At 65.3% G+C, this 26859-nt stretch carries 22 protein-coding genes; 15 read left to right on the top strand and 7 right to left on the bottom strand.

The features are described from left to right. The first annotated feature begins 19 nt into the window (after nt 1-19). Genes B0E49_RS14175 through B0E49_RS14155 form a run of 5 tightly spaced genes read left to right on the top strand, consistent with a single transcriptional unit; the run spans nt 20 to nt 5460 of the window. Entirely contained in the window at nt 20-868 is an 849-nt protein-coding gene (locus tag B0E49_RS14175) for a GNAT family N-acetyltransferase (RefSeq protein ID WP_077562857.1), read from the top strand. Continuing rightward, nucleotides 868-1731 carry a UDP-2,3-diacylglucosamine diphosphatase gene (locus B0E49_RS14170; RefSeq protein WP_077562856.1) on the top strand — a complete coding sequence of 288 codons (864 nt, stop codon included), beginning with the start codon at nt 868-870 and terminating at the stop codon, nt 1729-1731. The genes B0E49_RS14175 and B0E49_RS14170 overlap by 1 nt, the downstream gene beginning before the upstream one ends. Then, nucleotides 1728-2831: a glycosyltransferase family 4 protein gene (locus tag B0E49_RS14165; protein ID WP_077562855.1), complete on the top strand. Its 1104-nt coding sequence runs from the start codon at nt 1728-1730 to the stop codon at nt 2829-2831. The genes B0E49_RS14170 and B0E49_RS14165 overlap by 4 nt, the downstream gene beginning before the upstream one ends. 56 nt (nt 2832-2887) lie before the next feature. Next, nucleotides 2888-4993 (top strand): polyphosphate kinase 1, encoded by a 2106-nt coding sequence (gene ppk1, locus B0E49_RS14160; RefSeq protein ID WP_077562937.1) that lies wholly within the window; start codon nt 2888-2890, stop codon nt 4991-4993. A 5-nt stretch (nt 4994-4998) separates the two neighbouring features. After that, nucleotides 4999-5460, top strand: coding sequence for a SixA phosphatase family protein (locus B0E49_RS14155; protein WP_077562854.1), 462 nt, complete (start codon nt 4999-5001; stop codon nt 5458-5460). A 13-nt stretch (nt 5461-5473) separates the two neighbouring features. On the opposite strand, the gene B0E49_RS14150 is transcribed toward B0E49_RS14155, so the two are convergent. Together B0E49_RS14150 and ppx are read right to left on the bottom strand one after the other, a co-directional pair. After that, entirely contained in the window at nt 5474-5770 is a 297-nt protein-coding gene (locus tag B0E49_RS14150; protein ID WP_286138013.1) for a hypothetical protein, read from the bottom strand. Between the two features lie 134 nt (nt 5771-5904). Then, the gene (ppx, locus tag B0E49_RS14145; RefSeq protein ID WP_077562936.1) at nt 5905-7404 is read right to left on the bottom strand and encodes an exopolyphosphatase; all 1500 of its coding nucleotides are present in this window, start codon (nt 7402-7404) and stop codon (nt 5905-5907) included. A gap of 138 nt (nt 7405-7542) precedes the next feature. On the opposite strand from ppx, the gene pstS reads away from it, so the two are divergent. The 7 genes from pstS to phoR all read left to right on the top strand — a co-directional run bounded on the left by pstS (nt 7543) and on the right by phoR (nt 14225). Next, the gene (pstS, locus tag B0E49_RS14140) at nt 7543-8577 is read left to right on the top strand and encodes a phosphate ABC transporter substrate-binding protein PstS (protein WP_077562935.1); all 1035 of its coding nucleotides are present in this window, start codon (nt 7543-7545) and stop codon (nt 8575-8577) included. A 28-nt stretch (nt 8578-8605) separates the two neighbouring features. After that, complete coding sequence (pstC, locus tag B0E49_RS14135) at nt 8606-9658, top strand: phosphate ABC transporter permease PstC (protein ID WP_077562852.1); 1053 nt, start codon at nt 8606-8608, stop codon at nt 9656-9658. Continuing rightward, nucleotides 9655-10518 carry a phosphate ABC transporter permease PstA gene (gene pstA, locus B0E49_RS14130; protein ID WP_077562851.1) on the top strand — a complete coding sequence of 288 codons (864 nt, stop codon included), beginning with the start codon at nt 9655-9657 and terminating at the stop codon, nt 10516-10518. Before pstC ends, pstA begins: the two co-directional genes overlap by 4 nt. A gap of 48 nt (nt 10519-10566) precedes the next feature. Beyond that, on the top strand, nt 10567-11337 hold the full coding sequence (gene pstB, locus B0E49_RS14125) for a phosphate ABC transporter ATP-binding protein PstB (protein WP_077562850.1): 771 nt from the start codon (nt 10567-10569) through the stop codon (nt 11335-11337). Between the two features lie 17 nt (nt 11338-11354). Further along, nucleotides 11355-12056, top strand: a complete 702-nt coding sequence (gene phoU / locus B0E49_RS14120) for a phosphate signaling complex protein PhoU (protein ID WP_077562849.1) — start codon at nt 11355-11357, stop codon at nt 12054-12056. Then, nucleotides 12053-12763, top strand: a complete 711-nt coding sequence (gene phoB, locus B0E49_RS14115) for a phosphate regulon transcriptional regulator PhoB (protein WP_077562848.1) — start codon at nt 12053-12055, stop codon at nt 12761-12763. Before phoU ends, phoB begins: the two co-directional genes overlap by 4 nt. Before the next feature lie 61 nt (nt 12764-12824). Continuing rightward, nucleotides 12825-14225 (top strand): phosphate regulon sensor histidine kinase PhoR, encoded by a 1401-nt coding sequence (phoR, locus tag B0E49_RS14110; protein WP_077562847.1) that lies wholly within the window; start codon nt 12825-12827, stop codon nt 14223-14225. Here the strand turns inward: phoR and B0E49_RS14105 are convergent. From B0E49_RS14105 to trxA, 5 genes are all read right to left on the bottom strand, one after another. Continuing rightward, nucleotides 14143-15516, bottom strand: coding sequence for an MATE family efflux transporter (locus B0E49_RS14105; RefSeq protein WP_077562846.1), 1374 nt, complete (start codon nt 15514-15516; stop codon nt 14143-14145). The genes phoR and B0E49_RS14105 overlap by 83 nt on opposite strands. Before the next feature lie 81 nt (nt 15517-15597). Next, a complete protein-coding gene (locus tag B0E49_RS14100; RefSeq protein WP_077562845.1) occupies nt 15598-17298 on the bottom strand; it encodes a hypothetical protein in 1701 nt (566 codons plus the stop codon). Nucleotides 17299-17408: 110 nt separating this feature from the next. Next, on the bottom strand, nt 17409-17666 hold the full coding sequence (locus tag B0E49_RS14095) for a type B 50S ribosomal protein L31 (RefSeq protein WP_077562844.1): 258 nt from the start codon (nt 17664-17666) through the stop codon (nt 17409-17411). A gap of 140 nt (nt 17667-17806) precedes the next feature. Then, nucleotides 17807-19069 (bottom strand): transcription termination factor Rho, encoded by a 1263-nt coding sequence (rho, locus tag B0E49_RS14090; protein WP_077562843.1) that lies wholly within the window; start codon nt 19067-19069, stop codon nt 17807-17809. A 183-nt stretch (nt 19070-19252) separates the two neighbouring features. Next, nucleotides 19253-19585, bottom strand: coding sequence for a thioredoxin TrxA (trxA, locus tag B0E49_RS14085; protein ID WP_077562842.1), 333 nt, complete (start codon nt 19583-19585; stop codon nt 19253-19255). An 86-nt stretch (nt 19586-19671) separates the two neighbouring features. Here trxA and B0E49_RS14080 point away from each other — a divergent pair, with 86 nt between their 5' ends. The 3 genes from B0E49_RS14080 to B0E49_RS14070 all read left to right on the top strand — a co-directional run. Next, nucleotides 19672-22305, top strand: a complete 2634-nt coding sequence (locus B0E49_RS14080) for a PD-(D/E)XK nuclease family protein (protein ID WP_077562841.1) — start codon at nt 19672-19674, stop codon at nt 22303-22305. Next, nucleotides 22302-25628, top strand: a complete 3327-nt coding sequence (locus tag B0E49_RS14075) for a UvrD-helicase domain-containing protein (protein ID WP_077562840.1) — start codon at nt 22302-22304, stop codon at nt 25626-25628. The genes B0E49_RS14080 and B0E49_RS14075 overlap by 4 nt, the downstream gene beginning before the upstream one ends. Further along, nucleotides 25629-26859 (top strand): TIGR03862 family flavoprotein (locus tag B0E49_RS14070; RefSeq protein ID WP_077562839.1); only part of this gene is annotated, 1231 nt, incomplete at its 3' end.

Genomic DNA, 26859 nt, shown 5'->3' with positions numbered 1-26859 from the left:
ACTGTTGAAGGAGTGAAAAATGAAAGAACTACCGACCCCGACCTTTGCACTGTCTCCGATCTCCTTGCCCAGGGGGTCACTTCATCGACGCCATCTACCGGTTGATGATGCGCAAAGCCGGGCCATCGTCGAGACGGCACGCAGCGGCATCTCGGTGTCGTGGGCCCGCCATCAGGACGAAGTCCGGCAAGCGCAGCGGCTGAGGTTCAATGTCTTCGCGGGCGAAATGGGCGCGCGGCTGAACACGCCGCTGGCCGGGCACGACATGGACCTGTTCGACGACTACTGCGAGCACCTGCTGGTACGGGACGAGACCACGCGGGAAGTCGTGGGCACCTACCGGGTGCTGACACCGGCCCAGGCCCAGCGCGTCGGCAGCACCTACAGCGATCTGGAATTCGACCTGACACGGCTGCGCAGTCTGCGCTCGCGCATGGTGGAGTTGGGCCGCAGCTGCGTGCATGCCGATCATCGCCACGGCGGCGTGATTCTGGCGTTGTGGGGCGCGCTGGCCGAGTTCATGGTGCGCAACCGCCTCGACACCATGATTGGCTGCGCCAGCATTCCCATGCTGCACAACGGTGCCATCAGTGGCGACGCGGCGGCCAGTATCTGGCACCAGCTCAGGCAGACCCATCTGGCGCCGGTCGCAGACCACGTGCTGCCACGTTTGCCGCTGCCCGTCGACGAGCTGGACGGCACGCTCGATATCGAGCCTCCTGCGCTGATCAAGGGCTATTTGCGCCTGGGTGCCAAGGTGCTCGGCGCGCCGGCCTGGGACCCCGACTTCAACACAGCCGATCTGCCCATGCTCATGCGCATTGCCGACCTGCCGCCGCGCTACCGAAAACACTTTCTGGGGGCCTGATGCGTACCACCTTCGAGGCACTGGGCGCATGGGGCCACGGCTTTGCGCCCGATGACGCGGACGACCGCGACGATGCGGCGGCCGAGCGACGCTACCGCGCGATCTTTATCTCGGACCTGCATCTGGGCACGCCGGGCTGCCAGGCGGTGGCCTTGCTGGCGTTCCTGAAAGCCCACCCCAGCGACTACCTGTACCTGATCGGCGACATCGTCGACGGCTGGCAGCTGCGCCGCAGGTGGTACTGGCCGCAGTCACACAACGACGTGGTGCAAAAACTGCTGCGCCGCGCGCGCAGGGGCTGCCGGATTATCTATGTGCCCGGCAACCACGACGAGTTCGCGCGTGGCTTCCTGGGTCACCGGTTTGGCGGCATCGAGGTCATCGAGGACGCCGTCCACACCACGACGGCCGGGCTCAGGCTGTGGGTCATTCACGGCGACTACTTCGATGGCGTGATCCAGTGCGCCAAGTGGCTGGCGTACCTCGGCGACAACCTGTATGAATTCACGCTCAAGCTCAATCGCCATCTCAACACCCTGCGCGCCCGGCTGGGCCTGCCCTACTGGTCGCTGTCGGCCTACCTCAAGCACAAGGTCAAGAAGGCTTTGAGCTATGTGACCGACTTTGAAGTGGCGGTGGCCAGCGAGGCGCGGCGCCGTGGCCATCAGGGCGTTGTCTGCGGCCACATCCACCGCGCCGAGATGCGCGACATCGACGGCACCCTGTACTGCAACGACGGCGACTGGGTGGAAAGCCGTACGGCGCTGGTCGAGCACTTCGATGGCCGCCTGGAGCTGGTGCATTGGGAACCCTCGCACGAAGCGCAGGGGCACGAATCCATAACAAGGGAGCTGGCAACATGAAAATGGCCTTGATTACCGATGCGTGGCAGCCGCAGGTCAATGGCGTGGTCACCACGCTGGTCGAACTGGTGCTGGAGCTTACGACGCTGGGCCATCAGGTCGAGGTGATTCACCCCGGCTTGTTCAAGACCCGCCCCTGTCCCGGCTATGCGGGCATCGACCTGGCGGTGCGCCCGAAACGCCTGCTGGGTGCCAGGCTCGATGCCCTGCAGCCCGAGGTCATCCATATTGCAACGGAAGGCCCCTTGGGCTGGGCGGCGCGCGGCTACTGCGTCAAGCGGGGATTGTCTTTCACGACGGCGTTTCATACCAAGTTTCCTGAAATTCTCCATGCCGCTTTGCGCGTGCCGCTGTCCTGGGGTTACGCGCTAATCCGCCATTTCCACCGGCCATCTTCGGGGGTGATGGTGCCCACCCAAGGCGTGCTGCGCATGCTGGAGCAGCGTGGCTTTCGCAACCTGCGCAGCTGGACGCATGGCGTGGACACACGGCTGTTCGAGTTCCGGACCGAGGCCAGGGTTTATCCGCCGGTGGGTGTGATGGCGCACCCGGTGTCGCTGTTCGTCGGGCATGTGTCGTACGAGAAGAACATTGAAGCCTTCCTGCGCCTGGACCTGCCCGGCACCAAGGTGGTTTGCGGGGTCGGTCCGCTGCAAGCCTCGCTCAAGGAGCGCTATCCCCACGTGCGCTGGCTGGGTGTGCTGCCGCGCGACGAATTGGCCAAAGTCTATGCGGCGGCCGACGTTTTCGTGTTTCCGAGCAAGTCCGAGACCTTTGGCCTGGTCATGCTGGAGGCCATGGCGTGCGGCACGCCTGTGGCAGCCTATCCGGTGGACGGGCCGCTCGAAGTTCTGGGGCAAGCCGGCACGGGCAATAGTGGGGCCAGCCTGGGCGGTGTGATGAACGAAGACCTGCGGCAGGCCTGCTACAGCGCACTGGCACTGCCCAGGTATCAGGCGCGTAGCCGGGCGTTGGCATTCAGCTGGGCGCAGGCGACACAGCTTTTTCTCGGGCATGTGGTGCCGGTGCGTCACGGCCTGGTTTGCGCCAGATCAGGTTTGGCGCAGGACGTTGTCACGCATTTGTCATCAAATTGGTAAATACTGTCACAAACAGGCTTTTATGACCCAATTTGTTTGATTCGCCCCAGCCCAAGATGAATTCCAAGGTCGTTGCCCGCCAGCCTGCAGCAGCCGAACCCCCTGCCGTCCCGCTCCTGGATCGGGACCACAGCATTCTCGCGTTCAACGAGCGCGTGCTCGATTGGGCGCATCGGCCCCAGGTGCCACTGCTGGAGCGACTGCGTTATTTGTCCATTGTTTCTTCCAATCTGGATGAATTTTTTGAGATTCGTGCCGCGCCGCACCTGGCGGCATTGCAGAGCGCCGAACACAAGGGACCCTATACGGTGGCGTCGTTCGAGGCGCTGGCCGCCGCCGCGCATGACCTGGTTGCGCGCCAGTACGCGCTTTACAACAACGAGCTGATGCCCGCGTTTGAGAAGCACGCCATCAAGATCATCGCGCATGGCGAACGCAACGTCGTCCAGCGGCAGTGGGTCAAACAATACTTTGAGCGCCAGGTGCGCCCGCTGCTCATTCCCGTGGGGCTGGATCCGGCGCACCCGTTTCCGCAGGTGGCCAACAAGTCGCTGAACTTCATCGTGCGGCTCGGCGGGCGTGACGCCTTCGGCCGCGAGAACGACATCGCCATCGTCAAGGTGCCGCGTGTCCTGCCGCGACTCATCCGCATGCCGGGCAAGGTGTCGGGCGGGCGGGTCCTGTTCCTGTCGTTGTCCAGTGTGATCCGTGCCAACCTGGGAACGCTTTTTCCGGGACGCGATGTGGGGCAGTTTTCGCAATTCCGGGTGACGCGCCACTCGGATCTTGCCGTGGACGAAGACGACGTGCAAAACCTGCGCACCGCGTTGCGCCTGGGCCTGGAGCACCGCCACTACGGTCAGGCGGTGCGACTGGAGGTCTCGACGGGGTGTTCCGAGTATCTTGCGAGTTTTCTGCTCAAGCAATTCAACTTGCCGGCGCTGGCGCTCTACCGCGTTCATGGCCCGGTGAACCTGGCGCGGCTGGCGCAACTGATCGATCTGATCGACGAACCCGAATTGCTGTTCCCACCGTTCAAGCCGTCCTATCCCGCGCAGCTGGTGCCTGGCCAGTCGTTTTTTGAGCGACTCAAGCAGGGGGATGTTTCGATTCATCACCCGTTCGAGAGTTTTGATGCGGTTCTTGCCTTTTTGCGCGAGGCCGTGCACGACCCGCAGGTGCTGGCCATCAAACAGACGTTTTATCGAACGGGCGTGGAGTCGGAGCTGATGGACCTGCTGCGCGAGGCGGTGCGCCGCGGCAAGGAAGTCACGGCCGTGGTGGAGCTCAAGGCGCGCTTTGACGAGGAGGCCAATATCAATTGGGCGGAGATGCTCGAATCCATTGGCGCCCAGGTGGTGTATGGCGTGGTGGGCCTCAAGACGCACGCCAAGATGCTGCTGATCACGCGCCGGGAAGACAAGAACCTCAAGCGCTATGCCCATCTGTCGACCGGCAACTACAACTCGCGTACCGCGAAGCTGTACACCGATGTGAGTTACCTCAGCGCCGATCCGCTGCTGACAGCCGACGTCGACAGCGTGTTTGTGCATCTGGCGAGCCAGAGCAAGCTGCCCAAACTGAACCGGCTATGGCTGGCACCGTTCCAGTTGCAGCGCAAACTGATCGAGAAGATTGATTCGCTGGGCGAGGGTGCGGCCCAGGGCAAGGCGTCGCGCATTGTCGCCAAAATGAACGCACTGACCGACGAGGCGCTGGTCCTGTCGCTGATCAAGGCCTCGCAGCGCGGCGTGAAGATTGACCTGATCGTGCGCGGCGCCTGCACGCTGCCGGCGCAATTGCCCGGTGTTACCGAAAACATCCGGGTGCGCTCGGTCATCGGCCGGTTTCTGGAGCATTCGCGGGTGTTCTATTTCCGCTGCGCGGATGAGGAAGAGCTGTATCTGTCCAGTGCCGACTGGATGAACCGCAATATGCTGCGGCGGGTCGAGCTGGCCTGGCCGGTGAGCGACCCCGTCATTCGCCAGCGCATCATCGATGAATGCCTGGTGGCTTATTTGCACGATGGCCGCGATGCCTGGGATCTGGGGCCGGATGGCACCTACACACGGGTTGATGCGGCGGGAGGGCACACGGGACACAGTGCGCAGGCGGCGCTGATGGCGCGTTACGCGGATGGGGACGCCGCAAGCGGCGAGTAAACACCATGGATCTGATCCTGTGGCGCCACGCGGAAGCCGAACAATGGGTGCAAGGCTGCAATGATCTGGAGCGGTCGCTGACGCCGCGTGGCGAGAAGCAGGCTGCGCGCATGGCCACCTGGCTGGACCGGCAGTTGCCCGAAGGCGCGCGGATTCTGGTCAGTCCGGCGCGGCGGGCCGAGCAGACGGCGCTGGCGCTGGGGCGCAAATACAAGTTGCGGCCCGAACTCGGCCCGGGCGGCACGCCTGCGCAATTGCTGGAACTCGTGCAGTGGCCTGCGAACAAGTCAACCGTGCTGGTGATCGGGCACCAGCCTACGCTGGGGCAGACCCTGTCGCAATTGCTGGCACTTCAGGCCAGCGAGTGCGCGATCAAAAAAGGCGCGCTCTGGTGGCTGCGCCATCGCGACCGCGAGGGACAGTCCCAAACCGTGGTGGTGAGCGTGCAGTCGCCGGAAGCCCTGTGACAGGCGCCTGACGTCAGGATTGGCTGGGCCGGCCGGTCTTGATGGCCGGAACGGCTTCCAGTGCGGTGAGGAAGACTGCATCGGGCAGGGCGGCCAGGGCTTTGATGCCGGCACGCAACACTTCGCTCTTCTTCACGGGATGGGCCAGTTTGGCGGCACGCTGCTTCAATTCGTCGAGCACGCCGTATTCAATCTTGGGGATGGTAAAGCTGTCGCGCACCAGCTTGGGCTTCCTGGCCTTGGTGGGCTTGTCGGCGGCCTTGGGTCTGGCAACGGTCTTGGCTACAGCGGCCTTGGCGGGACTTGCCACTGGTTTGGCCGGGATCCTTTCGGGACTTGCGGAGGCTGGTTTCTTGCTGGGGGCGATTTTTTTTACGGTGGGCATGGGAGGATTTTAATTAAAACTGTATATACAGTTTATACGGTTTAAATCGCCTCGGCAAATCAGCAGCCCGCGAGTTGCAGGGTCCAGGGCGTTTTCTGCCAGGCTGCCACCTCTTCGCGCAACAGGTGAGCCGATTGCGGAAAGGCCTCGGCCCAGCCCGGACGGCAGGCCAGTACCAGCCGGTGGTCGGCGCCGGGGTCTGCCGCGAGCCGCATGCCCTTCAGGTCGGGATCGCGCCGCGCATGGCAAAGAATGACGGCAAGGCGCAGGCACAACAACTGGCGCACAAACAAGGTGTCTTCGAAATCCACCTCCAGCTTGCGCAGCTTGCCGCGGTGCCCCAGCACGAGCAGGCTGAGGCGATGAAGTTCTGGCAGGGCAAAGCCCAATGCATCGATGTTGTCCAGAATATAGGCGCCATGTTTGTGATAGTCGCTGTGTGAAATCCGGCAGCCAATTTCATGCAGTTGGGCGGCCCAATCCAGTTTTCGCAAATTGCTGCCGGGGCCGGCCGTGGCAGGCCCGCCCTGCAATTGATTGAACAAGTGACAGGCGACCTTGCCGACGCGCCGGGCCTGCGCGGTGTCCGTTTCGAACTTGTCGACAAGGCGCTGAACGGTCGCCGAGCGGACGTCGGTCTGCGTCTGCTCACGGTCCAGCAGGTCGTACAGGACGCCATGCCGCAACGCACCCTGGGCGGCCTGCATCGTGTCGATGCCAAGCAGGTCGAACACGGCGCGCAAAACGCTGACACCGCCGCCGATGACCGCGCGGCGGTCTTCCCTGATGCCGTCAAGCTGCAAGCGGTCAGCGCTTTGCGCCTTGAGCAATCGGGCCAGCAGCCAATCCAGGCCTTCGCGCGTGACTGAGCCGGCCGGCCAGCCCGCTGCAGTCAGCACGTCGCCTACGGCGCCAATGGTGCCCGAGGAGCCATAAGCCACCTCCCAGGCATCGCGTCGATAGGCGTTGAGCGCTTCATCGAGCACTGCTTTGGCGGCGATTTCCGCCATCTGGAACGCATGGGCGGTGAACTGGCCGGTGGAGAAGTGTTTCATTGACAAGGTGACGCTGCCGACGCGATATGACTCCACCACGCGGGCGTCAAACGCGCGGCCCAGAATCAACTCGGTGGAGCGCCCACCGATGTCCACCACCAGGCGTTTTTCGTCGGATTGGGGCAACAGATGCGCCACGCCCTGGTAAATCAGCCGGGCTTCTTCGCGCCCCGAAATGACGTCAATTGGAAACCCCAGTACTTCGTGGGCACGCGCCAAAAATGCGTCACGGTTGCGTGCTTCACGCAGGGTCTGCGTGGCGACCGCACACACCTGGCCCCGCTTGAAATCTGCCAGTCGTTCACCAAAGCGCGCGAGACAATCCCAGCCTCGCTGCATGGCGACGCAGGTCAGGTTGCGCTCGGCATCCAGGCCGCTACCTAACCGGACCGTTTCCTTCAGGTATTGAACCCGGTGAATCTGTCCGCCCTCGAAGCGGCCGATTTCAAGGCGAAAGCTGTTGGAGCCCAGGTCCACAGCGGCGAGTCGAGTTCCGTTTTGCATTGTCTGGCCTGATTGATTGCTGGTCAGCATAGCATTCAGGCCCGTTTGTTTGCCCGGGATTTTCTGTCACACCATTGTCATATCGGCGTCTTAAAGTCTGCGCATCTCCTAACCACCCTGAGAGGTCTTTTCATGACGATGAAGTTCAGTGCGACGATGATCAGCCTGGCGGCTGTGTCCTTCGTTTATGCCATGCCCGCCAACGCGCAGAGCGTGACTGGCGCCGGGTCCACTTTTGGCGCCCCCATCTATGCCAAGTGGGCATCCGACTACAACAAGATCACGGGCGTCAAGATCAACTACCAGTCCGTCGGTTCGGGCGCCGGCATTCAACAAATCGACGCCAAGACCGTCGATTTTGGCGCCTCCGACATGCCGCTCAAGGACGAGGATCTGGCAAAAAAAGGCGAAATGCAGTTCCCGACGGTGATCGGTGGTGTGATTCCCGTGGTGAACGTCAAGGGCATCGCGCCAGGGCAACTGAAGCTCAATGGGCAGGTTCTCGGTGACATTTACCTGGCCAAGATCACCAAATGGGATGATCCGGCCATCAAGGCGCTGAACCCGACACTGGCTTTGCCGGACGCCACCATTACGCCGGTTCGCCGCGCCGATGGCTCGGGGACGACGTTCATCTTCACCAACTACCTGAGCAAGGTCAATGCCGAGTGGAAGGCGAAGGTGGGCGAGGGAACGGCGGTGAACTGGCCGGCCGGCGCGGGTGGCAAGGGTAATGAAGGGGTCGCCGCATTCGTGGGCCGCTTGCCCAACTCGATCGGCTACCTCGAATACGCCTATGTGAAGCAAAACAAGATGACGTATGCGCTGATGCAAAATGCCGCCGGCAACTTCGTGTCGCCGGACGCTGCGGCCTTCAAGGCGGCTGCCGCGGGTGCGGACTGGACGAAGAGCTTCTACCAGATCCTGACCGACAAGCCGGGCAAGGATTCATGGCCCATCACGGGTGCCACGTTCATCCTGCTGCACAAGGTGCAGGACAAGCCGGCGCAAGGCGCGACCACGCTCAAGTTTTTCGAATGGGCCTACCAAAACGGTGACCAGGCAGCGGACAGCCTTGACTATGTTCCGTTGCCTGCGAGCGTGAAGGCGATCGTCGAGAAGAGCTGGGGCGAGATCAAGGACGCATCGGGCAAGGTCGTCGCTTACAAGTAAGCAGGAAAATCAGGTTTTCTCAAGCTTCATGGCGCAAGGGGTGTTTCACGTGTCCTCTACACTTCCGGTAAACGAAGCTCCCTTCGACCTTGCCGCCAAGGTCACTCCACGCGCCATGACCCGTCCACCACCCCATCCATTGGCCCGCTCGGGCCCCCTGCTGGACCGGCTGTTCGGCTGGACTGCTGCGGGTGCCGCCTGGTTGACCCTGAGCTTGCTGCTTGGCATTCTGGTGTCGCTGGTGATTGGCGCGTGGCCTGCCATCGAAAAGTACGGTCTTGGTTTTCTGACCAGCACCGTCTGGGACCCGGTGAAGAACGAGTACGGCGGGCTGGTCATGATCTATGGCACGCTGGCCACCTCGCTCATCGCACTCTTGATTGCCGTGCCCGTCAGCTTCGGCATTGCCCTGTTTCTGACGGAGCTGTCGCCGGCCTGGCTCAAGCGACCGCTGGGCACCGCGATCGAGTTGCTGGCCGCCGTGCCCTCCATCGTGTACGGCATGTGGGGGCTGCTGGTGTTCAGCCCGATTCTGGCGACCTATGTGCAGCAGCCCCTGCAGACCCTGTTCGCCGGCGTGCCCTACCTGGGGTCCCTGTTTTCGGGGCCGCCGGTGGGTATCGGTATTTTGTCGGCGGGCATCATCCTGGCGATCATGATCATCCCCTTCATCGCGGCGGTGATGCGCGACGTGTTCGAGGTCACCCCGGTTCTGCTCAAGGAGTCGGCCTACGGTCTGGGGGCGACGACCTGGGAGGTGGTGTTCAAGGTGGTGCTTCCCTACACCAAGGCCGGCGTGATGGGCGGCATCATGCTCGGGCTGGGGCGAGCACTCGGCGAGACCATGGCGGTGACCTTCGTGATCGGCAACTTCAACCAGCTCGATTCGCTGAGCTTGTTCCAGGCGGCCAACAGCATCACCTCGGCGCTGGCCAATGAATTCGCCGAAGCCGCTCCGGGCCTGCACCAGGCGGCCCTGATTTATCTGGGGCTGGTCCTGTTCTTCATCACGTTTGTCGTGCTGGCGCTGTCCAAAATTCTGCTGGCGCGACTGCGAAAGAATGAAGGAACCCGGGCATGAACGGCCTCCAGCAGCGGGATGTGCGCCTGGCCAAATTTGCGCATCGCAAGCGGGTCAACCGGATTGCGCTGACCCTGTCGCTGGCGGCGATGGCGTTTGGCCTGTTCTGGCTGTTCTGGATATTGCTGGAAACGGTGCGCCTGGGCGTCGGTGGACTGGTGCTGGCCACGTTCACCGAAATGACACCGCCCCCCAACGAGGCTGGGGGCCTGGCGAACGCCATCTACGGCTCGCTGGTCATGGTTGCCGCGGCCACTTTTATCGGCACGCCCGTTGGCATCATGGCCGGCATCTATCTGGCCGAATACAACCCCAAGGGCTGGCTTGCGTCTGTCACGCGATTTGTCAACGATATTTTGCTGTCGGCGCCGTCCATCGTCATCGGTCTTTTTATCTACGCCGTCGTCGTGGCCCGCTTCAAGTCGTTTTCCGGCTGGGCCGGTGCGCTGGCGCTGGCGCTGATCGTGATTCCGGTGGTGATTCGCACGACAGAGAACATGCTGCAACTGGTGCCGGCAGGTCTGCGCGAAGCCGCCTATGCGCTGGGCGCGCCCAAGTGGAAGGTGATTCTCGGCATCACCCTGCGGGCGGCGCGCGCCGGGGTGGTGACGGGGGTCCTGCTCGCGGTGGCACGCGTTGCCGGAGAGACGGCGCCGCTGCTGTTTACGGCGCTGAGCAACCAGTTCTGGACCTCTGACTTGAGCCAGCCCATGGCCAGCCTGCCGGTCACCATTTACAAGTTCGCCATGAGTCCCTACGAGAACTGGCAGAAACTGGCGTGGGCCGGCGTGTTCCTGATCACGGTGGCGGTGCTGGGGCTGAACATTCTGGCGCGCGTCATGACACGCAGCAGGCAGTGATACCCGCAAGTTCCCGAATCCCACCCTCAAAATCGAGCAAGACAGATCATGACGATGCCCCAGGAAAAATCGAAAATCTCGGTCAGAAACCTGAACTTTTACTACGGCAAATTCCACGCGCTCAAGGGCATCAACCTGGAAGTTCCGGAGAAGAAGGTGACCTCGTTCATCGGCCCGTCGGGCTGCGGCAAATCGACCCTGCTGCGCGTCTTCAACCGCATGTACGCGCTCTACCCCGAGCAGCGCGCCGAGGGCCAGATCATGCTCGACGGCGAGGATTTGCTGACCTCGCGGCAGGACGTGGCCCTGCTGCGCGCCAAGGTGGGCATGGTGTTTCAGAAGCCGACGCCGTTCCCCATGTCGATTTACAACAACATCGTGTTTGGTGTCAAACTGTTCGAAAATCTCAATGCCGCCGATATGGAAGAGCGCGTCGAATGGGCCTTGCGAAAGGCCGCGCTGTGGAGCGAGGTGAAGGACAAGCTGCACCAGAACGGCGCCAGCCTGTCGGGCGGCCAGCAGCAGCGCCTGTGCATTGCGCGCGGGATTGCGATCAAGCCCGAAATTTTGCTGCTCGATGAACCCTGCTCGGCACTCGATCCGATTTCCACTGCCAAAATAGAAGAATTGATTGCCGAGCTCAAAAACGACTACACCGTGGTCATCGTGACGCACAACATGCAGCAGGCCGCGCGCTGCAGCGATTACACGGCCTACATGTACCTGGGCGACCTGGTCGAGTTCGGCGTCACCGAAGAGTTGTTTTTCAAGCCCCGGCGCAAAGAGACCGAGGATTACATCACCGGCCGGTTCGGGTGACTTTCAAGGAGGCAGTTATGTCCGACAAACACCTTTCAACCCAGTTCGACAGCGAGCTCAATGGCGTGTCCTCGCGCGTGATGGAGATGGGCGGGCTGGCCGAATCCCAGATCCACCAGGCGATTTATGCACTTTCGCAGTTCAGTGTGGAAGCGGCCCAGCAGGTGATCGACGCGGAGCCGCGCGTGAACGCGATGGAGATCGAGATCGACCGAGAGCTGTCGTCCATCATTGCGCGGCGCCAGCCAACGGCGCGCGACCTGCGCCTGCTCATTGCCATCTCCAAGACCACCGCCAACCTGGAGCGGGTCGGCGATGAGGCCGAAAAAATTGCGCGCATGGTCAAGTCCATCATCGAGAGCGGTGCGGCGCGCACCCTGCCGGCGTCCGAGTTGCGCGTCGCCGCCGATCTGGCCTCCGGCCTGCTGCGCAAGGCGCTCGATGCATTTGCGCGGCTGGATACGGCCGTGGCCGTGACCATCCTGAAGGAAGACGATTTGATCGACCGCGAGTTCGACGGCTTTGTGCGCAAGCTCATCACCTACATGGTGGAAGATCCGCGCACGATTTCCGCGAGCCTGGACTTGCTGTTCCTGGCCAAGGCAATCGAGCGCATTGGCGACCATGCCAAGAACATTGCGGAGTTCATCATCTACATCGTGAAGGGCGCGGACGTGCGCCACACTACGATGGAGCAAGTCGAGTCGGCCGTGCAATGAAGCACTTTCCCCGCGTCCTGATTGTCGAAGACGAGCCCGCGATTGCCGAGTTGATTGCGGTCAATCTGCGGCACAACGGCTTCCAGCCGATCTGGGCCGAGGAGGGCGTCGCCGCCCAGCGCGAACTCGATGCCGTGCTGCCTGACGTGATCCTGCTGGACTGGATGCTGCCGGGGCAAAGCGGCGTGGCGCTGGCACGCCGGTGGCGCGCCGATGCGCGCACCAAGGGCATCCCGATCCTGATGCTGACGGCGCGCGGCGACGAACCCGACAAGGTGGCGGGGCTCGATGCGGGCGCGGACGACTACATCACCAAGCCCTTTTCGACGCAGGAGCTGCTGGCCCGCATCCGTGCCGTGCTGCGCCGCCGCGCTCCCGAGCAGGTCGATGCCAGTATCACGATCGGTGCCCTGGCGCTGGACTCGGCAACGCACCGGGTGTCCTGGCAGGGCCAGGTTCTCAAGATCGGGCCCACCGAGTTCAAGCTGTTGAATTACCTCATGAAGCATCGCGAGCGCGTGCACAGCCGCGCGCAACTGCTGGACAAGGTCTGGGGCGACCACGTGTTCATCGAGGAGCGCACCGTCGACGTGCACGTCAAGCGTCTGCGCGAAGCGCTGGGCGCTGCCGGCGCCATGGTGGAGACCGTGCGCGGCGCCGGCTACCGACTGACGGCGCAGCCACAGGTGGCTGCCAGCCAGGCCTGAGCCGCGAGGTCGGCGTTGCCGCGGCAATGCCCGCGCTGCCATCTCCCTTCACAATCGCGCCATGCTGTTTCGTTTTTTCGGCTTCCTGACGCTCCAATTCGCCGGCGCACTGGCGGGGTGGTGGCTGGGCGGGCGCTGGGGTGCGCTGGCCGGCCTGGCACTCGCCGGCCTGTTCTGGTTCGGCGTGGACTTGCTGCGCGGCGCGAGCGTTCTGCGCTGGCTCAAGCAGGGCGAGGCCAGTGGTGCCCCCGCGCTGCGCGGCCTGTGGGGGGAGGTGTCGGACCGGACCCGGCGCCTGTTGCGCCAGCGCGAGCAGCAAACCCAGGACAGCCAGGCACGCCTGCAGGAGTTTTTGGCGGCGATCCAGGCGTCGCCCAACGGCGTCGTGCTGCTGGACAAGGCCGGCTGCATTGAATGGTGCAACCAGATCGCGGCCGAGCAGTTTGGTTTCGACGCCCGGCGCGATGTACTTCAGCAGATCGGCAATCTGGTGCGCGACCCGGCCTTTGCCGCCTACTATGCCGGGGGCGACTATGCGCACGAAATTTCGATTCCGGGGCCGGGCAGCACGCCCTCGCGGCCGGTGCGGGTATCCATCCACCTGCATCCCTACGGCGAAGGCCGCAAGCTGCTGTTGTCGCGCGATGTGACGGCGCTGGAGCAGGCCGAAGCCATGCGCCGGGACTTTGTGGCCAACGTATCGCACGAGATCCGCACCCCGCTGACCGTGCTCGCCGGCTTTGTCGAGACGCTGCGCACGCTGCCGCTGAACGAGTCCGAGCGCAGCCGCTATCTGGCCCTGATGGCGCAGCAGGCGGAGCGGATGCAGACACTGGTCAACGATTTGCTGACCCTGTCGCGGCTGGAAGGCAGTCCGCCGCCCGGCGCTGCCGGATGGACACCGGTGCATCCGCTGCTGGAGCGGTGCCTGCAAGAGGCGCGCACGCTGTCGGCGCTAGTGACTCGCGGCGAGACCGCGGGACACGAATTGCGCTTTGACCCTGCGCCGGACCCGCACAGCATGGGCGAGATTGCGGGCGCGCCGAATGAACTGCACAGCGCCCTGTCGAATCTGCTGAACAATGCCGTGCGCTACACGCCCGCGGGCGGCGTCATCGAGGTCCAGTGGCGGATGCTGCCGGACGGGCGCGCCGAGTTCTCAGTAAAGGACTCGGGGCCGGGCATCGCACCCGAGCATATTCCGCGCCTGACCGAGCGCTTCTACCGCGTCGATCGCAGCCGCTCGCGCGAGACGGGGGGTACCGGACTCGGCCTGGCGATCGTCAAGCATGTCGCGCAGCGGCACGGCGCCGAGCTGCGCATAGCCAGCACGCCGGGGCTGGGCTCCACGTTTTCGATTATCTTTCCCGCCAGCCGCATCAAGGGGCCGGGCGGCGCGGCGCCTGCGCCTGCCGCGCCGCCGGTCGCCGCACGGCCCGCCACAGAATCGCTGCAAAAATAGTCGCGGTCAGGGCCAGCGCGATGGCGCTGGTCGCCCAAAACGTGATGGGCGATGCGATGGCGTGGACAGTCCCGACACCGTGGTAAGCCAGCAGGTAGCCGCCCGTCAGTCCCAATCCCCACAAGAGCACGCAATACACCAGCAGCGGCGCCACGGTCACGCGATAGCAGCGCAGCACAAACACGCACAGGGTCTGGACCGCGTCGGCCAGGTGGTAGGCGGCGACCCAGGCGAGCAGGGCGCTGGCCAGCGCAATCACGGCCGGGTTGCGCGCATAGATTTCCGCTACCTCCCCGCGTGCTATGAAAAGAATAGTGGACAGCGCAATAGCCATCAGGGCTACAAGCTTAAAACCCATGCGAATGGCGGCGCGGGCGCGGCGCGGGTCGCCGGCCCCGAGCCAGTAGCTCGTGCGCGCGCTGGTGGCAATGGCGATCGACAGCGGCATCATGTACAGCACGGCCGCCAGGTTGGCCGCGATCTGGTGACTCGCTGCGGCCGCCGTGCCCTGTCGGGCGATGAACAGCGCCATCAGTGTGAACGAGGTGATCTCCACCAAAATGGCCAACCCGCCGGGAATGCCGAGTCGCGCGAACTCGCCGATTTGCCGCCAGTCGGGCCGCTCCAGCCGTTGCCAGATGCGGTAGGGCAGGTAGAAGTCCTGGGTGCGCAGCAGCCACAGTGCCAGCGCCAGCATGGCGTAGTTCACGACCAGGGTGGCCCAGGCGCATCCGACCACGCCTTGCGGCGCCAGGCCCAGACCGCCAAAGGCAAACCAGATGGAGAGCGGCACCTTGATGAACAGCGAGCCGATTTGCAGCCAGGTCACGAGCTGGGGCTTGCCCAGGCTCTGGTTCAGCGTGCTGTAGATGCGAAACAGCAGGGACGGGGCCAGCGCGAGGGCGAGCACACCCAGGTAGCGCTGCACCTCGCCCTGCAGTGCGGCGGGCACCTCGGTCCAGCGCAGCACCGCGTCCGGCGACAGCAGGGCCGCCATCCCCATCACGATGGTGATGGCGCACAGGTACAGCGCCTGGCGCAGCGAGCGGCCTACGTCGGCCAGGCGGCGCGCGCCATGCTGTTCGGCCCAGACCGGCAGCAGCGCCTGCATGACACCCATCAAGGCCACGTAGACACTGATGTAGATGGCCGAGCCCACCGACAGCGCAGCCAGCGAAGTCTCGGAATAGCGCCCGGCCACGATGGTGTCGGTCACGCCGAATGCCATGACGGCCAGCTGGCCCACCAGCACGGTGACGGCGTGCCGGATGATGACTTTCAGCTCGGGCATGAATGCAGCGAAGGGCCGCCCCGAGCAAGTTCAGCCCCCTCGGGGGGCAGCGCAGCACACGCAGTGGCAAGCGTGGGGGCTCTAGCGAGGCGCACGCTTGTAGAGCAGCACATTCTCGTTGTCGTCCGAGGGGCGGCGGAAGATGCCCTGCAGGGTCCATTGCTTGAGGTTCACGGACTTGTGCAGCGTGTCGCGCGCATCGGCGTCGACCACCAGCCAGGGGCACTGCGCCTGCATCGCGGCCTCTTTGAGGTTCAAATGGCCGTGGTACTGGAAGGCCGTAATCTGGCCGCGGCTCAGTCCATAGACTTCGACGCATTCCGGCCGGTTGATGACACTCACGACCCGCCCCACCAGCGGCGCATAACTGCGCGCAAAGTCCAGTACCGGTAGCCACAGCGTCATCAGCAGCAGCCAGCTCAGCGCGGTGCCGCCGGCGGGCAGCACCAGGCTTTTCCAGATGGCGGCGCGGTTTCGCCCGACCCGCCATTTCACCAGCCAGCCCCAGGTCAGCGTGGCGGCCAGCGCGACCAGAAATGCCAGCAGCGAGAAGCTGGGTTCAAACCCGGGGGCCAGCCGCGCCACGTTGGCGGCGGGCTGCTTCGGGAAACCGGTTTGCATCGAAATCCAGATGGCCCAGATGATGACGGCCGAGCCCGTAAAAAAGAGCAGGGTGAACCAGTCGATCAACGCAGTGACACTGCGCTTGAGCGTGGGCAGCGCGAACGCGGCCAGTGTCGCCAGCGCCGGCATCCCCAGCATCAGGGCGCGGTCGGCCGGCCGCATGATGGTCATGGCGCCCACCGAGACGAGCACAAACCACAGCGGCAGGGCCAGGTGCCGGCTGAGCTGGCGACTGGCCAGTTGCCGGCGCCAGCGCCACAGGGTCCACAAGGCCAGCGGCCACGCCGGCCAGGTAAACCACAGCAGCAGCCGGCCCAGGTTGCGCCATTCCACCCAGCGACTCTCGGGGAGGGTGGCGCGCCAGCGCCACAGGTCCAGCCACGCTGCCAGCCAGGCCGCCAGCAGGGTCACCACGACGATGCCGCAGGCCCAGAAAATGCTGCGCCGGCGCGCGTCATGGCTTTCATCCGGCTCGGCCAGGCACAGCAGCGCGCTGCCGGCCGCGAAGAGCGTGGCCATGGCGGGCGCGCCGCTCGCCACCAGTCCGGCCATGCCCACAGTCAAGCCAATGGCGGGGGCCACCGTGCGATAGGGGGCCGCTGCCACGGCGTAAAAGGTCAGCGCGGTAAAGCAGACCTGCGTCAGGGCGGGTGTGATTTCGTGCGACAGCTGCGCCAGCCCAAGGCAGGCCATCAGCGCCAGCAGACCACCGTCGGCCATGGCCCGGGCGTAGTCGGTTGGTTTGGCCTCGCCGCCAAAGGCAAACGCCACCGGCTGGGCCTGCGTGCTGCGCGCCAGGTAGTACACGCCGTACCAGGTCGCGACCAGGGTCAGCGCCAGCAAAAACACAAACGGGATGCGGGCCGCAAAGGCCGGAGTGATCCAGCCCGGGGCCGCCTGCAGGGCCCAGGCGCCGAGCCAGTACGGCAGGGGTCCGTCAGTCTCCGGCGGCAGCCCGAGCAGTTGCGGATGCAGCCAGCCGCTGGCGCCGCGCGCCAGCTCCAGCATGTAGCCGAACGACGTCATGTCGGCGCTTTTCCAGGGCTCGCGGCCGATGAAGCCGGGCAGCACGTAGGCGGCGCAAAACAGCAGCAGCGCGATGCGCGGCAGGCGACGCACGGCGCCCTGGGCAACGATGGCGGGGGTCGGCTGGTTCACGCGGGGAGGATGCCGTGCTGAAAATCAGGGGCTGGTGTGTAAAACAAAAGGGCAGCGCGGTAACCCGGGCTGCCCTTTGGCGGACGTACAGCAGAAAACCTGCGGCCGAATTACTTGGCGGCGGTCTTGCCGAAACGGTTGCGGAAGCGCTCGACACGGCCACCCATGTTGTCCACCGACTTTTGCGTGCCGGTGTAGAAGGGGTGCGATTCGCTCGACGTATCGAGCTTGTACAGCGGCAGTTCGCGGCCGTCGTCCATCTTGATGGTTTCCTTGGTGTTGGCGCACGAGCGCGTCACGAACTTGAAACCGTTGGACAGGTCCACGAAGCAGATTTCGCGGTAGCTGGGGTGAATGCCTTCTTTCATGTTCTTTCCTTTTCAGTTGCGACAGCCGCCCGGCGCCTCGCGCAAACCCTTTGCGCAATATAAAAACCAGGTACTTTTCGCGTTAGCTTTAAATTATCGCATGAAATCCAGATCCGCCGGCCATCGCAGGCCGCGCTGCTTCAGCCGCCGCGGCGCATCATGTCGAAGAAGTCGACATTGGATTTGGTGGCCTTCATGTTCTTGAGCATGAGCTCCATCGACTCGATTTCGTCCATGTTGAACAGGAATTGGCGAAGAATGCGGGTTTTTTGCAGGATTTCGGGGGCCAGCAGCAGCTCCTCGCGGCGTGTGCCGCTGCGATTGAGCTGGATCGCGGGGAACACGCGCTTTTCGTACAGGCGCCGGTCCAGGTGCAGCTCGGAGTTGCCGGTGCCCTTGAACTCTTCAAAAATCACCTCGTCCATGCGGCTGCCGGTATCGACCAGGGCCGTGGCAATGATGGTCAGCGAGCCGCCTTCTTCCACATTGCGGGCCGCGCCAAAAAAGCGCTTGGGCCGCTGCAGTGCGTTGGAGTCGACGCCGCCCGAGAGTACCTTGCCGCTGGAAGGCACCACGTTGTTGTAGGCGCGCGCCAGCCGGGTGATCGAATCGAGCAGGATGACCACGTCTTTTTTCAGCTCGACCAGGCGCTTCGCGCGCTCGATTACCATTTCGGCCACGTGCACGTGGCGCGCGGCCGGCTCGTCAAAGGTCGAGGCGATCACCTCGCCCTTGACCGAACGCTGCATCTCGGTCACTTCCTCGGGGCGCTCGTCGACCAGCAGCACCATCATGTGCACGTCCGGGTAGTTGGCCGCGATGGCATGCGCGATGTGCTGCATCATCACGGTCTTGCCGCTCTTGGGCGGCGCGACGATCAGCGCGCGCTGGCCGCGCCCGATCGGGGCAATGATGTCGATGATGCGCCCGGTGATGTTTTCTTCGCCCTTGATGTCGCGCTCGAGCTTCATCTGCTCCTTCGGGAACAGCGGCGTCAGGGCTTCGAACATGACCTTGTGCTTGTTCTCTTCGGGGCCGCCGCCGTTCACCTTGTCGAGCTTGTTCAGGGCAAAGTAGCGCTCGCCGTCTTTCGGGGTGCGCACTTCGCCCTCGATCATGTCGCCGGTGTGCAGGTTGAAGCGGCGCACCTGGCTCGGGCTGATGTAGATGTCGTCGGTGCTGGCGGTGTAGCTGGTGTCGGGGCTGCGCAAAAAGCCAAAGCCGTCGGGCAGGATCTCGAGCACGCCGTCGGCAATCACCTGTTCGCCGGCGCGCGCGCGCTTTTTGATGATGGCAAACATCAGTTCCTGCTTGCGCATGCGGCCGGTGTTCTCGATCTCCAGCTCTTCAGCCTGCTTGAGGACTTCAGACACGTGCAGTGCCTTGAGTTCGTTTAAGTGCATGGGGGGACTCCGTTCAGGAGTATTTGACAAAAATTGGGGGATTTGAAAGGAGGCTGGGTGTGCCTCACAAACCGGAAACTCGAACCTATTCGCGTGGGTGTGCGAATTGGCGAACTGGGGGGATTATGACAGGAAAAACGATAGCAGCCCCAAGCACGGTGCCGGGACTGCCGGGGAAAAGACTCAGGCGAGTTGCTGATCGATAAAGGCGGTCATCTGCGCCTTGCTCATGGCGCCGACCTTGGTGGCAGCGAGTTGGCCGCCCTTGAACACCATCAGCGTGGGGATGCCGCGGATGCCGAATTTGGCCGGAATGTCGCGGTTTTCATCCACGTTCATCTTGGCGATCTGCAGCTTGCCTTCATAGGCGGTGGACACTTCGTCCAGGATCGGCGCCAGCATCTTGCAGGGGCCGCACCACTCGGCCCAGTAGTCCACCAGCACCGGCTTGTCGGATTGCAGGACCTCGGCCTCGAAAGTGGCGTCGGAGATATGTTTGATCAGTTCGCTGGCCATGGCGTGTTCCTTGTTGGATGGGGTGTACCGCTAAAGTGGAGGCATTGTGACAGAAAGCAAGCAAAATGACCGGGGACGCGGACTCTATGAACGTGATAGCAAAAAGCCATGAATCCGCGCTGGCGCCAGGGCATCCGGTGCGCGCGTTGTGGCTCGATCCGCAAGACGGGCTGATCGCCAGAATCGCCGCGGCGATTGAGCATTGCATGGCGCAACCGGCGCTGCACCCGGTGCAGACCGTGGTCCTGCTGCCCTACGCCCAGCTCATGCCGCTGGCGCAAAAACTCTGGTCGCAAGTGATGCAAGGCGGCTTCGCGCCGCGCTTTGAAACCACCCGGAACTGGGCCCGCAGCATGACGGGCTTCATGCCCGGGCCGGACGACATCACGTTCGATGCAGCGCGCGATGGGCTCACTGCGCAAACCCTGCTGGAGCGCGCCGGGCTGGGTGCGCAGCGCGACGGCCTGGCGGGCCGGCTGGTCGAGTCCGCGCAGCAACTGGCCGCGCTGGTCGCCGCCATCGCGCCAGCGCAGCGGCCGGCCTGGGTGGCCCGTGCGCGCGCCGTGGTGGCCTCGGGGCTGGACGCCCCGGTGCTGGCGCTGGAAGCGGCCGTGGCCCGCGTGGCGCTGGAATGGGCGGCGGCCTCCAGCTATGCCACGGATACGCTGTTCGAGGCGACTGCCGTCGATGCCGCTGGCGGCACCGGACTGGATTGCCTGATCGTGCTGGAAGGCTTTCAGGCCGAACCCCTGGCGCAGGCGCTGCAGGCGCAGAGGGGCGACAAGGCCGCGTCCATCGCGCTGCCGACACACGCTGCCCGCGGCAGCATCGTGCTGCATGCGGCGCGCGACCTTGAGGACGAGGCCCAGCGCGCGGCCGCCTGCGTGTTGCGCCACATCGAGGCCGGGCGTACGCCGGTGGCGCTGGCCGCCACCGACCGCGTGCTGACGCGCCGCGTGCGCGCCATGCTGGACACGCAGGGCATCACGATCCGCGACGAGAACGGCTGGACGCTCTCGACCACGCGCGCCGCCGCCCATGTGATGGGCGCGCTGCGGGCCTGCCGCTGGGACGCCAGCTCCGACGCCGTACTGGACTGGCTGAAGAACGCTCCGGCCTTTGCGCAGAGTCAGGTCCTGCTCCTCGAAAAATCACTGCGGCGCGCTGGCGTGCAGGCCTGGCGGGCGTGGAATGCGCCTGATCCGACAGCGAACACTGCGCAACCCGGGATCGCGGCGTTGACGGCGCTGACCCTTGAGGTCAACCGCCTGCTGCAAACCGTCCAGCGCCCCCGACCGCTGGTGCAGTGGCTTGAGGGCCTGCGTGTGCTCCTGCACGCCAGCGGGCAGTGGGCCTTGCTGGCCGGCGACGCGGCCGGTGACAAGCTGCTGGCCGTGCTGCGCCTGAGTCCGGCGGAGCAGGGCGCGTTCGAGCAGTCGCTGGCCCCCACGGTCTGGGCCACGCGGCGGCTGGATCTGGCCGAATTCACGGCCTGGGTCAACGAAGCGCTGGAGGCCGACAAATTTGTGCCGTCGCACACCAGCCTGGCAGGCGACGAGCAGGTGGTGATTCTGCCGATGTCCCAACTGCTGGCGCGTCCCTTTGCCGCGGTGGTGCTGCCGGGCTGCGACGAGGTGCGCCTGGCGGTCTCGCCCGAGCCGCCGGGGCCGTGGACCGCCGCGCAGCGCGCAGCGCTCGCCCTGCCGACGCGCGAGGCGCTGGCGCTGGCCGTGCGCGCCGCCTGGCGCGATGCACTGCAGACGCCGCACGGCGACGTGCTGTGGCGCCACAGCGACGACACGGGCGAGCCGCTGCTGCCCAGCCCGCTGGTGCAGGAACTGCTGCTGGAGGGCCTTGCGCCCACGGCCATGGACCCGCGCGAGCACCGCGCCGTGCCGTCGCAACCCGCGCCACGGCCGCAGCCGGTGGCACCCAGCCTGCCGGTGCAGCGCCTGTCGGCCAGCGCCTACGAGGATCTGCGGCGCTGCCCCTACCGCTTTTTTGCACTGCGCCAGCTCGGCCTGAAGGAGGCCGACGAACTCGAGGGCGAAGTTGACAAGCGCGACTTCGGCCTGTGGCTGCATGCGGTGCTCAAAACCTTTCATGAAGCATTAAAAGCGGCTCCAGCCCATGACCTGCCTGCGCTGGTAGCTATGATTAATGTAGCAGCCGAAGAAATCACCGAAGCCATGCACCTCGGCGAAGACGAGTTCCTGCCGTTCGCCGCCGCGTGGCCGCAGGTGCGCGATGGCTACCTCGCCTGGCTCGCCGGACACGAAGCCAGCGGCGCCCGCTTCGAGCAGGCCGAGGCCTGGCAGGAGCAGCCGCTCGGCGTGCTCACGCTAATCGGCCAGATCGACCGTATCGACCAGGACGCGGACGACGCGGTCCTGCTGATCGACTACAAGACCGAGGCCCTGGCCAAGACGCGCGAGCGCGTCCGGCAGCCCACCGAGGACACGCAGCTGGCCTTCTATGCCGCGCTGCAGCCGCACGACACGCTGCGCGCGGCCTACCTCAACGTGGGCGAGAAGGGCGCGACCACCGCGGTCGAACAGCCCGCCGTGGTGGAGGTGCGCGACGCGCTGATCGCCGGCATCCTGCACGACATGGCGCGCATTGGCGAGGGCGCCGCCCTGCCGGCGCTGGGCGAAGGTTCGGCCTGCGACTTTTGCGCCGCGCGCGGCCTGTGCCGCAAAGACTTCTGGGACGCCGCATGACTGAATCTGCCTCCGAATTTGCCTACGAACACAACGGCCGGCGCGTCTCCAGCGCGGCGTTCTACGCCATCGCCTGCGACCCGCGCCGCAGCGTGGCGGTGGAAGCCTGCGCCGGCGCCGGCAAGACCTGGATGCTGGTGTCGCGCATCGTGCGGGCCCTGCTCGACGGCGCACAGGACAGTGATCAGGCACACGTGCGCCCGCACGAAATCCTGGCCATCACCTTTACCAGGAAAGCCGCGGGCGAGATGCGCCAGCGCCTGGGCGAATGGCTGGCCGAATTCGCGCGCGCAACGCCTGAGCAGCTGGAGCAGGAACTGCTCTATCGCGGCGTCAGCCCTTCGAGTGCCCACAGCGGCGGCGCAGCGCTGAAGAATTTGTACGCGAGTGTGCTGGCCAGCGGCCGGCCGGTACAGGTCCGCACCTTCCACAGCTGGTTCGCCGCCTTGCTCGGCACCGCGCCGCTGGCCGTGCTGCAGTCGCTCGGCCTGCCCGCCAACTACGAATTGCTGGAGGACGACGCGCAGGCGGTCGGCGAGGTCTGGCGCCGCTTCTACGCGGCCCTGACGGCGTTGCCCGAGGTGCGGCAGGACTACTTTGCGGCGGTGGCCGAGCATGGCCGGTTTCAAACCGAAAAGGCCCTGAGCGCGGCGCTGGCCAAGCGTGTGGAGTTTGCGCTGGCCGATGCGCAAGGCGTGGTGGAGCGATCCGTCCCGCGCTTCGATGCGCTGCTGGCCGGGTTTGCCGGCCTGCAAGAGCCTGAAGAACTGCTGGCCCAACCCGCGCACCGCCAGCAGCTGCAGGCCGCCGCGCAGGCGCTGGGCCGCGCCAGCGCGCCGACCTTCTCGGCCAAGGGCGTGGAGCTGGAGCAGGCCATCACGGCAGGCGACACGCAGGCCGCTGCCACGGCCCTGCTGACGCAAAAAGGCGAGCCGCGCAAGTTCAGCGAAAAAATCATTGGCATCGAGCAGGTGCGTGCCGCGCAGGAACTGCTGCTGCGCGTGGCGCAGGCGCGCACGCAGCACGACGCGTGGCTGCACCAGCAGCGCATGGCGCGCCTGACGCGCGTGCTCTGCGCCGAATTCGCCGCCCTCAAGCGCGAGCGCGGCTGGATCGATATGAACGATGTGGAGCGCGCCGCGCTGGTCATGCTCTCCAGCCCGCTGCTCAGCGGCTGGGTGCAGGAGCGGCTCGACGCGCGCATCAAGCACCTGCTGATCGACGAATTCCAGGACACGAATCCGCTGCAATGGCAGGCGCTCAGCAGCTGGCTCAGTGGCTACGCGGGGGCCGGCGGCCACGCGCCCAGCGTCTTCATCGTGGGCGACCCCAAGCAGAGCATCTACCGCTTCCGGCGCGCCGAGCCGCAGGTGTTTCTGGCGGCGCAGGCCTTTGTGGTGGATGGTTTGGGGGGCGACCTGCTGAGCTGCGACCACACGCGGCGCAATGCACCGGAGGTCATCGCCACGGTCAACCAGGTGATGACCGCAGCGCAAGAGGCCGGCGAATACCTGGGCTTTCGGGCGCACAGCACCGCATCGAGCGAGGCGGGCGCGGTGCTCAAGCTGGCGCAGATCCCGCGCCCGGGCCGGGAGGAGTCAAGGGCGCAAGACGATGACGGCCTGGCGTGGCGCGACAGCCTCACCACGCCGCGCGAACTGCCCGAGGAGACCCTGCGCACGCTGGAGTGCCGCCAGGCCGCGCACTGGCTCGCGCAGCAACTGCGCAATGGTTTGCAGCCGCAGCACATCATGGTGCTGGCGCGCAAGCGCGACCGGCTCGCGGTGATGCAGGACGAACTGCGCACGCTGCACATCCCAAGCCAGCAGCCCGAAAAGACCGATCTGGCCGAAGCGCCCGAGGTGCGCGACATCGTGGCGCTGCTCGACGCGCTGGTGTCGCCCTCGCACGACCTCTCAACGGCGCAGGCGCTCAAGTCGCCGCTGTTTGGCGTGAGCGATGCCGAGCTGGTGCAGATCGCCATGCTGCAGCGGCAAACCCGCGCCGATGCGCCTGATGGGCCTGATGCGCGGCAAGCCAGCGCGTGGTTCGATCTGCTACCAAAAACAGAGCTGAAAGCGCCCAATGGACAAGGGCTGGCGACTGTTTTGATGCAATGGAAGGGCTGGCTCGACAGCTTGCCGCCGCACGATGCGCTGGACCGCATCTACGCGCACGGCGACGTGCTCGCGCGCTTTTGCGCCGCCACGCCGGCCGCGCTGCAGGGCAGCGTGCTGGCGAATCTGCGCGCCGTGCTGGCGGCCGCGCTGGACCAGGGTGGCGGCGCACGCTACGCAACGCCGTATGCGCTGGTGCGCGCATTGAAGGCCGGCGGCGTGAAGGCGCCCGCCATGGCCGACGCCAACGCCGTGCGTCTGCTCACCGTGCACGGCGCCAAGGGACTGGAGGCGCCGCTGGTGCTGCTGCTCGACACCGACGCCGCCGAGCCCGCCGCGCAGACCATGGGCGTGCTGGTGGACTGGCCGGGCGAGGCGCCGGCGCCGCAGAGCTTCATGTTTCTGGCCAGCGAAACCAGCCCGCCGCCGAGTGCCGTCGCCGCGCTGCAGGCCGAGAAAATCGCCCGGGCGCGCGAGGAACTCAACGGCCTGTACGTGGCCATGACGCGCGCCAAACAGCGTCTCGTGCTGTCGTCGCTGGAGCCGAAAAACGCGAATGCGGGCAGCTGGTGGCAGCGGCTGCAGGCGCTTGCGACGCCCATCGACGGCGCCGCCACTGCTGTGCCCGGTGCTCTCCAGGTGCCCGGTGCAGCGCCGTATTTGTTGCCAATTCTGCCGCCAGCCCTTGTACCGCCTGCGCAGTCGGCTATTAAAACAGAAGCAGATGGCGCTGGCGCGCCGGCGTCCTCGCCCGAATCGCTGATCGGCCAAGCCATGCACCGCCTGCTCGAATGGGCGCCGCTCGGGGCCAGCGCGTGCCCCGGCGCGCAGGTGCAGTCGGTGGCGCGCGAGTTCGCCCTGGACGCGGCGCAGGCGCAGCAGGCGCTGGAGATGGCGCAGCGCATCCTGGTCGGCGAAGGTGCCTGGGCCTGGAGCCCCGAGGCGATCGCCTGGCACGGCAACGAAGTGGCGCTGTCCCACCAGGGCGCCAGCCTGCGGCTGGACCGCCTGGTGCGCCGCAAGGACGTGCCCGAGTGGTGGGTGCTCGACTACAAATCGGCGGCGCAGCCGCAGCGCCAGGCCGATAAGGTGGCGCAACTGCAAACCTACCGCGCCGCCGTGCAGGCCATCTACCCCGATGCCACGGTCAAGGCCGCCTTCATGACCGCACAAGGCACACTCAGGGAAATTACAAGGTTGGATTGAATGAAAAAAGCAGTGGTGGTGGGCGGCGGCCCGGCCGGTTTGATGGCCGCCGAAGTGTTGGCGGGCGCGGGCGTCGAGGTGCATGTGTACGACGCGATGCCCTCGGTAGGGCGCAAGTTTTTGCTGGCCGGCAAGGGCGGGCTGAACCTGACGCATTCCGAGCCGCCCGAACTATTTGTCACGCGCTACGCGGCACGCCAGCCGCAGATCGAGCCGCTGTTAAAAACGTTCGGCGCCGCCGAGCTACGCGACTGGGCCAAGGCGCTCGGTGTGGACACCTTTGTCGGCACCTCGGGCCGCGTCTTCCCCAAGGACCTGAAAGCCGCGCCGCTGCTGCGCGCCTGGCTGCACCGGCTGCGGGCGGCGGGCGTGCAGTTCCATATGCGGCACCGCTGGACCGGCTGGAACGATCAAGGCGATCCAGGCGCCTTGACCTTTGCCACGCCGCAGGACCCGAACCCGGTGCGCGTGCAGGCCGACGCCGTCGTGCTCGCGCTGGGCGGTGCCAGCTGGGCGCGTCTGGGATCGGACGGCGCGTGGGCGGGTTTGCTCGGTGCGCGCGGCATCACTATCGCGCCCCTGCAGGCCGCCAACTGCGGCTTTGATGTGGGAAGCGCCGGGCGCGCCGGCTGGACGGAGCATTTCAAAACCCGCTTCGCCGGCCAGCCCTTCAAGTCGGTGGCCATCGCCTTCACCGACTCGCAGGGCCACAGCTTCAGCCGCCGCGGCGAATTCGTCGCCACCGCCACGGGCGTGGAGGGCAGCCTGGTGTATGCGGCGTCCAGCCTGCTGCGCGACGAGATCGCGGCGCATGGCAGCGCCACCTTCCACCTCGACCTGCTGCCCGACAAAACGCCCGAGCGTGTGCTGGCCGAGGTAGCGCACCCGCGCGGCTCGCGCACGCTCTCCAGCCACCTCAAAAGCCGCCTCGGCCTGGACGGCATCAAGGCCAGCATCCTGCACGAACTGCTGAATAAGAACGAGCTGGCGCAGCCCGCCCGGCTGGCAGAGGCCATCAAGGCCCTGCCGATCCGCCTGGTTGCCGCCCGGCCGATCATTGAAGCCATCAGCACCGCGGGCGGCGTGCCGTTCGAGGCGCTGGATGACTATTTGATGCTGGCGCAACTACCCGGCGTGTTCTGTGCTGGCGAAATGCTCGATTGGGAGGCGCCTACGGGGGGCTATTTGATGACAGCCTGCTTTGCGAGTGGGCGGCGGGCGGGGGAGGGGG

The organism is Polaromonas sp. C04, from assembly GCF_002002705.1.
GTDB lineage: Bacteria > Pseudomonadota > Gammaproteobacteria > Burkholderiales > Burkholderiaceae_C > Rhodoferax_A.
Note: the sequence above shows the minus strand (reverse complement) of the source record. Positions and strands in the feature narration are given on the sequence as shown.

Bases quoted from the DNA above. Each gene is read 5' to 3' on its own strand.
- B0E49_RS14175 (WP_077562857.1), top strand. From the start codon at position 20: ATGAAAGAACTACCGACCCCGACCTTTGCACTGTCTCCGATCTCCTTG.
- B0E49_RS14170 (WP_077562856.1), top strand. From the start codon at position 868: ATGCGTACCACCTTCGAGGCACTGGGCGCATGGGGCCACGGCTTTGCG.
- B0E49_RS14165 (WP_077562855.1), top strand. From the start codon at position 1,728: ATGAAAATGGCCTTGATTACCGATGCGTGGCAGCCGCAGGTCAATGGC.
- ppk1 (WP_077562937.1), top strand. From the start codon at position 2,888: ATGAATTCCAAGGTCGTTGCCCGCCAGCCTGCAGCAGCCGAACCCCCT.
- B0E49_RS14155 (WP_077562854.1), top strand. From the start codon at position 4,999: ATGGATCTGATCCTGTGGCGCCACGCGGAAGCCGAACAATGGGTGCAA.
- ppx (WP_077562936.1), bottom strand. From the start codon at position 7,404: ATGCAAAACGGAACTCGACTCGCCGCTGTGGACCTGGGCTCCAACAGC.
- pstS (WP_077562935.1), top strand. From the start codon at position 7,543: ATGAAGTTCAGTGCGACGATGATCAGCCTGGCGGCTGTGTCCTTCGTT.
- pstC (WP_077562852.1), top strand. From the start codon at position 8,606: ATGGCGCAAGGGGTGTTTCACGTGTCCTCTACACTTCCGGTAAACGAA.
- pstA (WP_077562851.1), top strand. From the start codon at position 9,655: ATGAACGGCCTCCAGCAGCGGGATGTGCGCCTGGCCAAATTTGCGCAT.
- pstB (WP_077562850.1), top strand. From the start codon at position 10,567: ATGACGATGCCCCAGGAAAAATCGAAAATCTCGGTCAGAAACCTGAAC.
- phoU (WP_077562849.1), top strand. From the start codon at position 11,355: ATGTCCGACAAACACCTTTCAACCCAGTTCGACAGCGAGCTCAATGGC.
- phoB (WP_077562848.1), top strand. From the start codon at position 12,053: ATGAAGCACTTTCCCCGCGTCCTGATTGTCGAAGACGAGCCCGCGATT.
- phoR (WP_077562847.1), top strand. From the start codon at position 12,825: ATGCTGTTTCGTTTTTTCGGCTTCCTGACGCTCCAATTCGCCGGCGCA.
- B0E49_RS14105 (WP_077562846.1), bottom strand. From the start codon at position 15,516: ATGCCCGAGCTGAAAGTCATCATCCGGCACGCCGTCACCGTGCTGGTG.
- B0E49_RS14095 (WP_077562844.1), bottom strand. From the start codon at position 17,666: ATGAAAGAAGGCATTCACCCCAGCTACCGCGAAATCTGCTTCGTGGAC.
- rho (WP_077562843.1), bottom strand. From the start codon at position 19,069: ATGCACTTAAACGAACTCAAGGCACTGCACGTGTCTGAAGTCCTCAAG.
- trxA (WP_077562842.1), bottom strand. From the start codon at position 19,585: ATGGCCAGCGAACTGATCAAACATATCTCCGACGCCACTTTCGAGGCC.
- B0E49_RS14080 (WP_077562841.1), top strand. From the start codon at position 19,672: ATGAACGTGATAGCAAAAAGCCATGAATCCGCGCTGGCGCCAGGGCAT.
- B0E49_RS14075 (WP_077562840.1), top strand. From the start codon at position 22,302: ATGACTGAATCTGCCTCCGAATTTGCCTACGAACACAACGGCCGGCGC.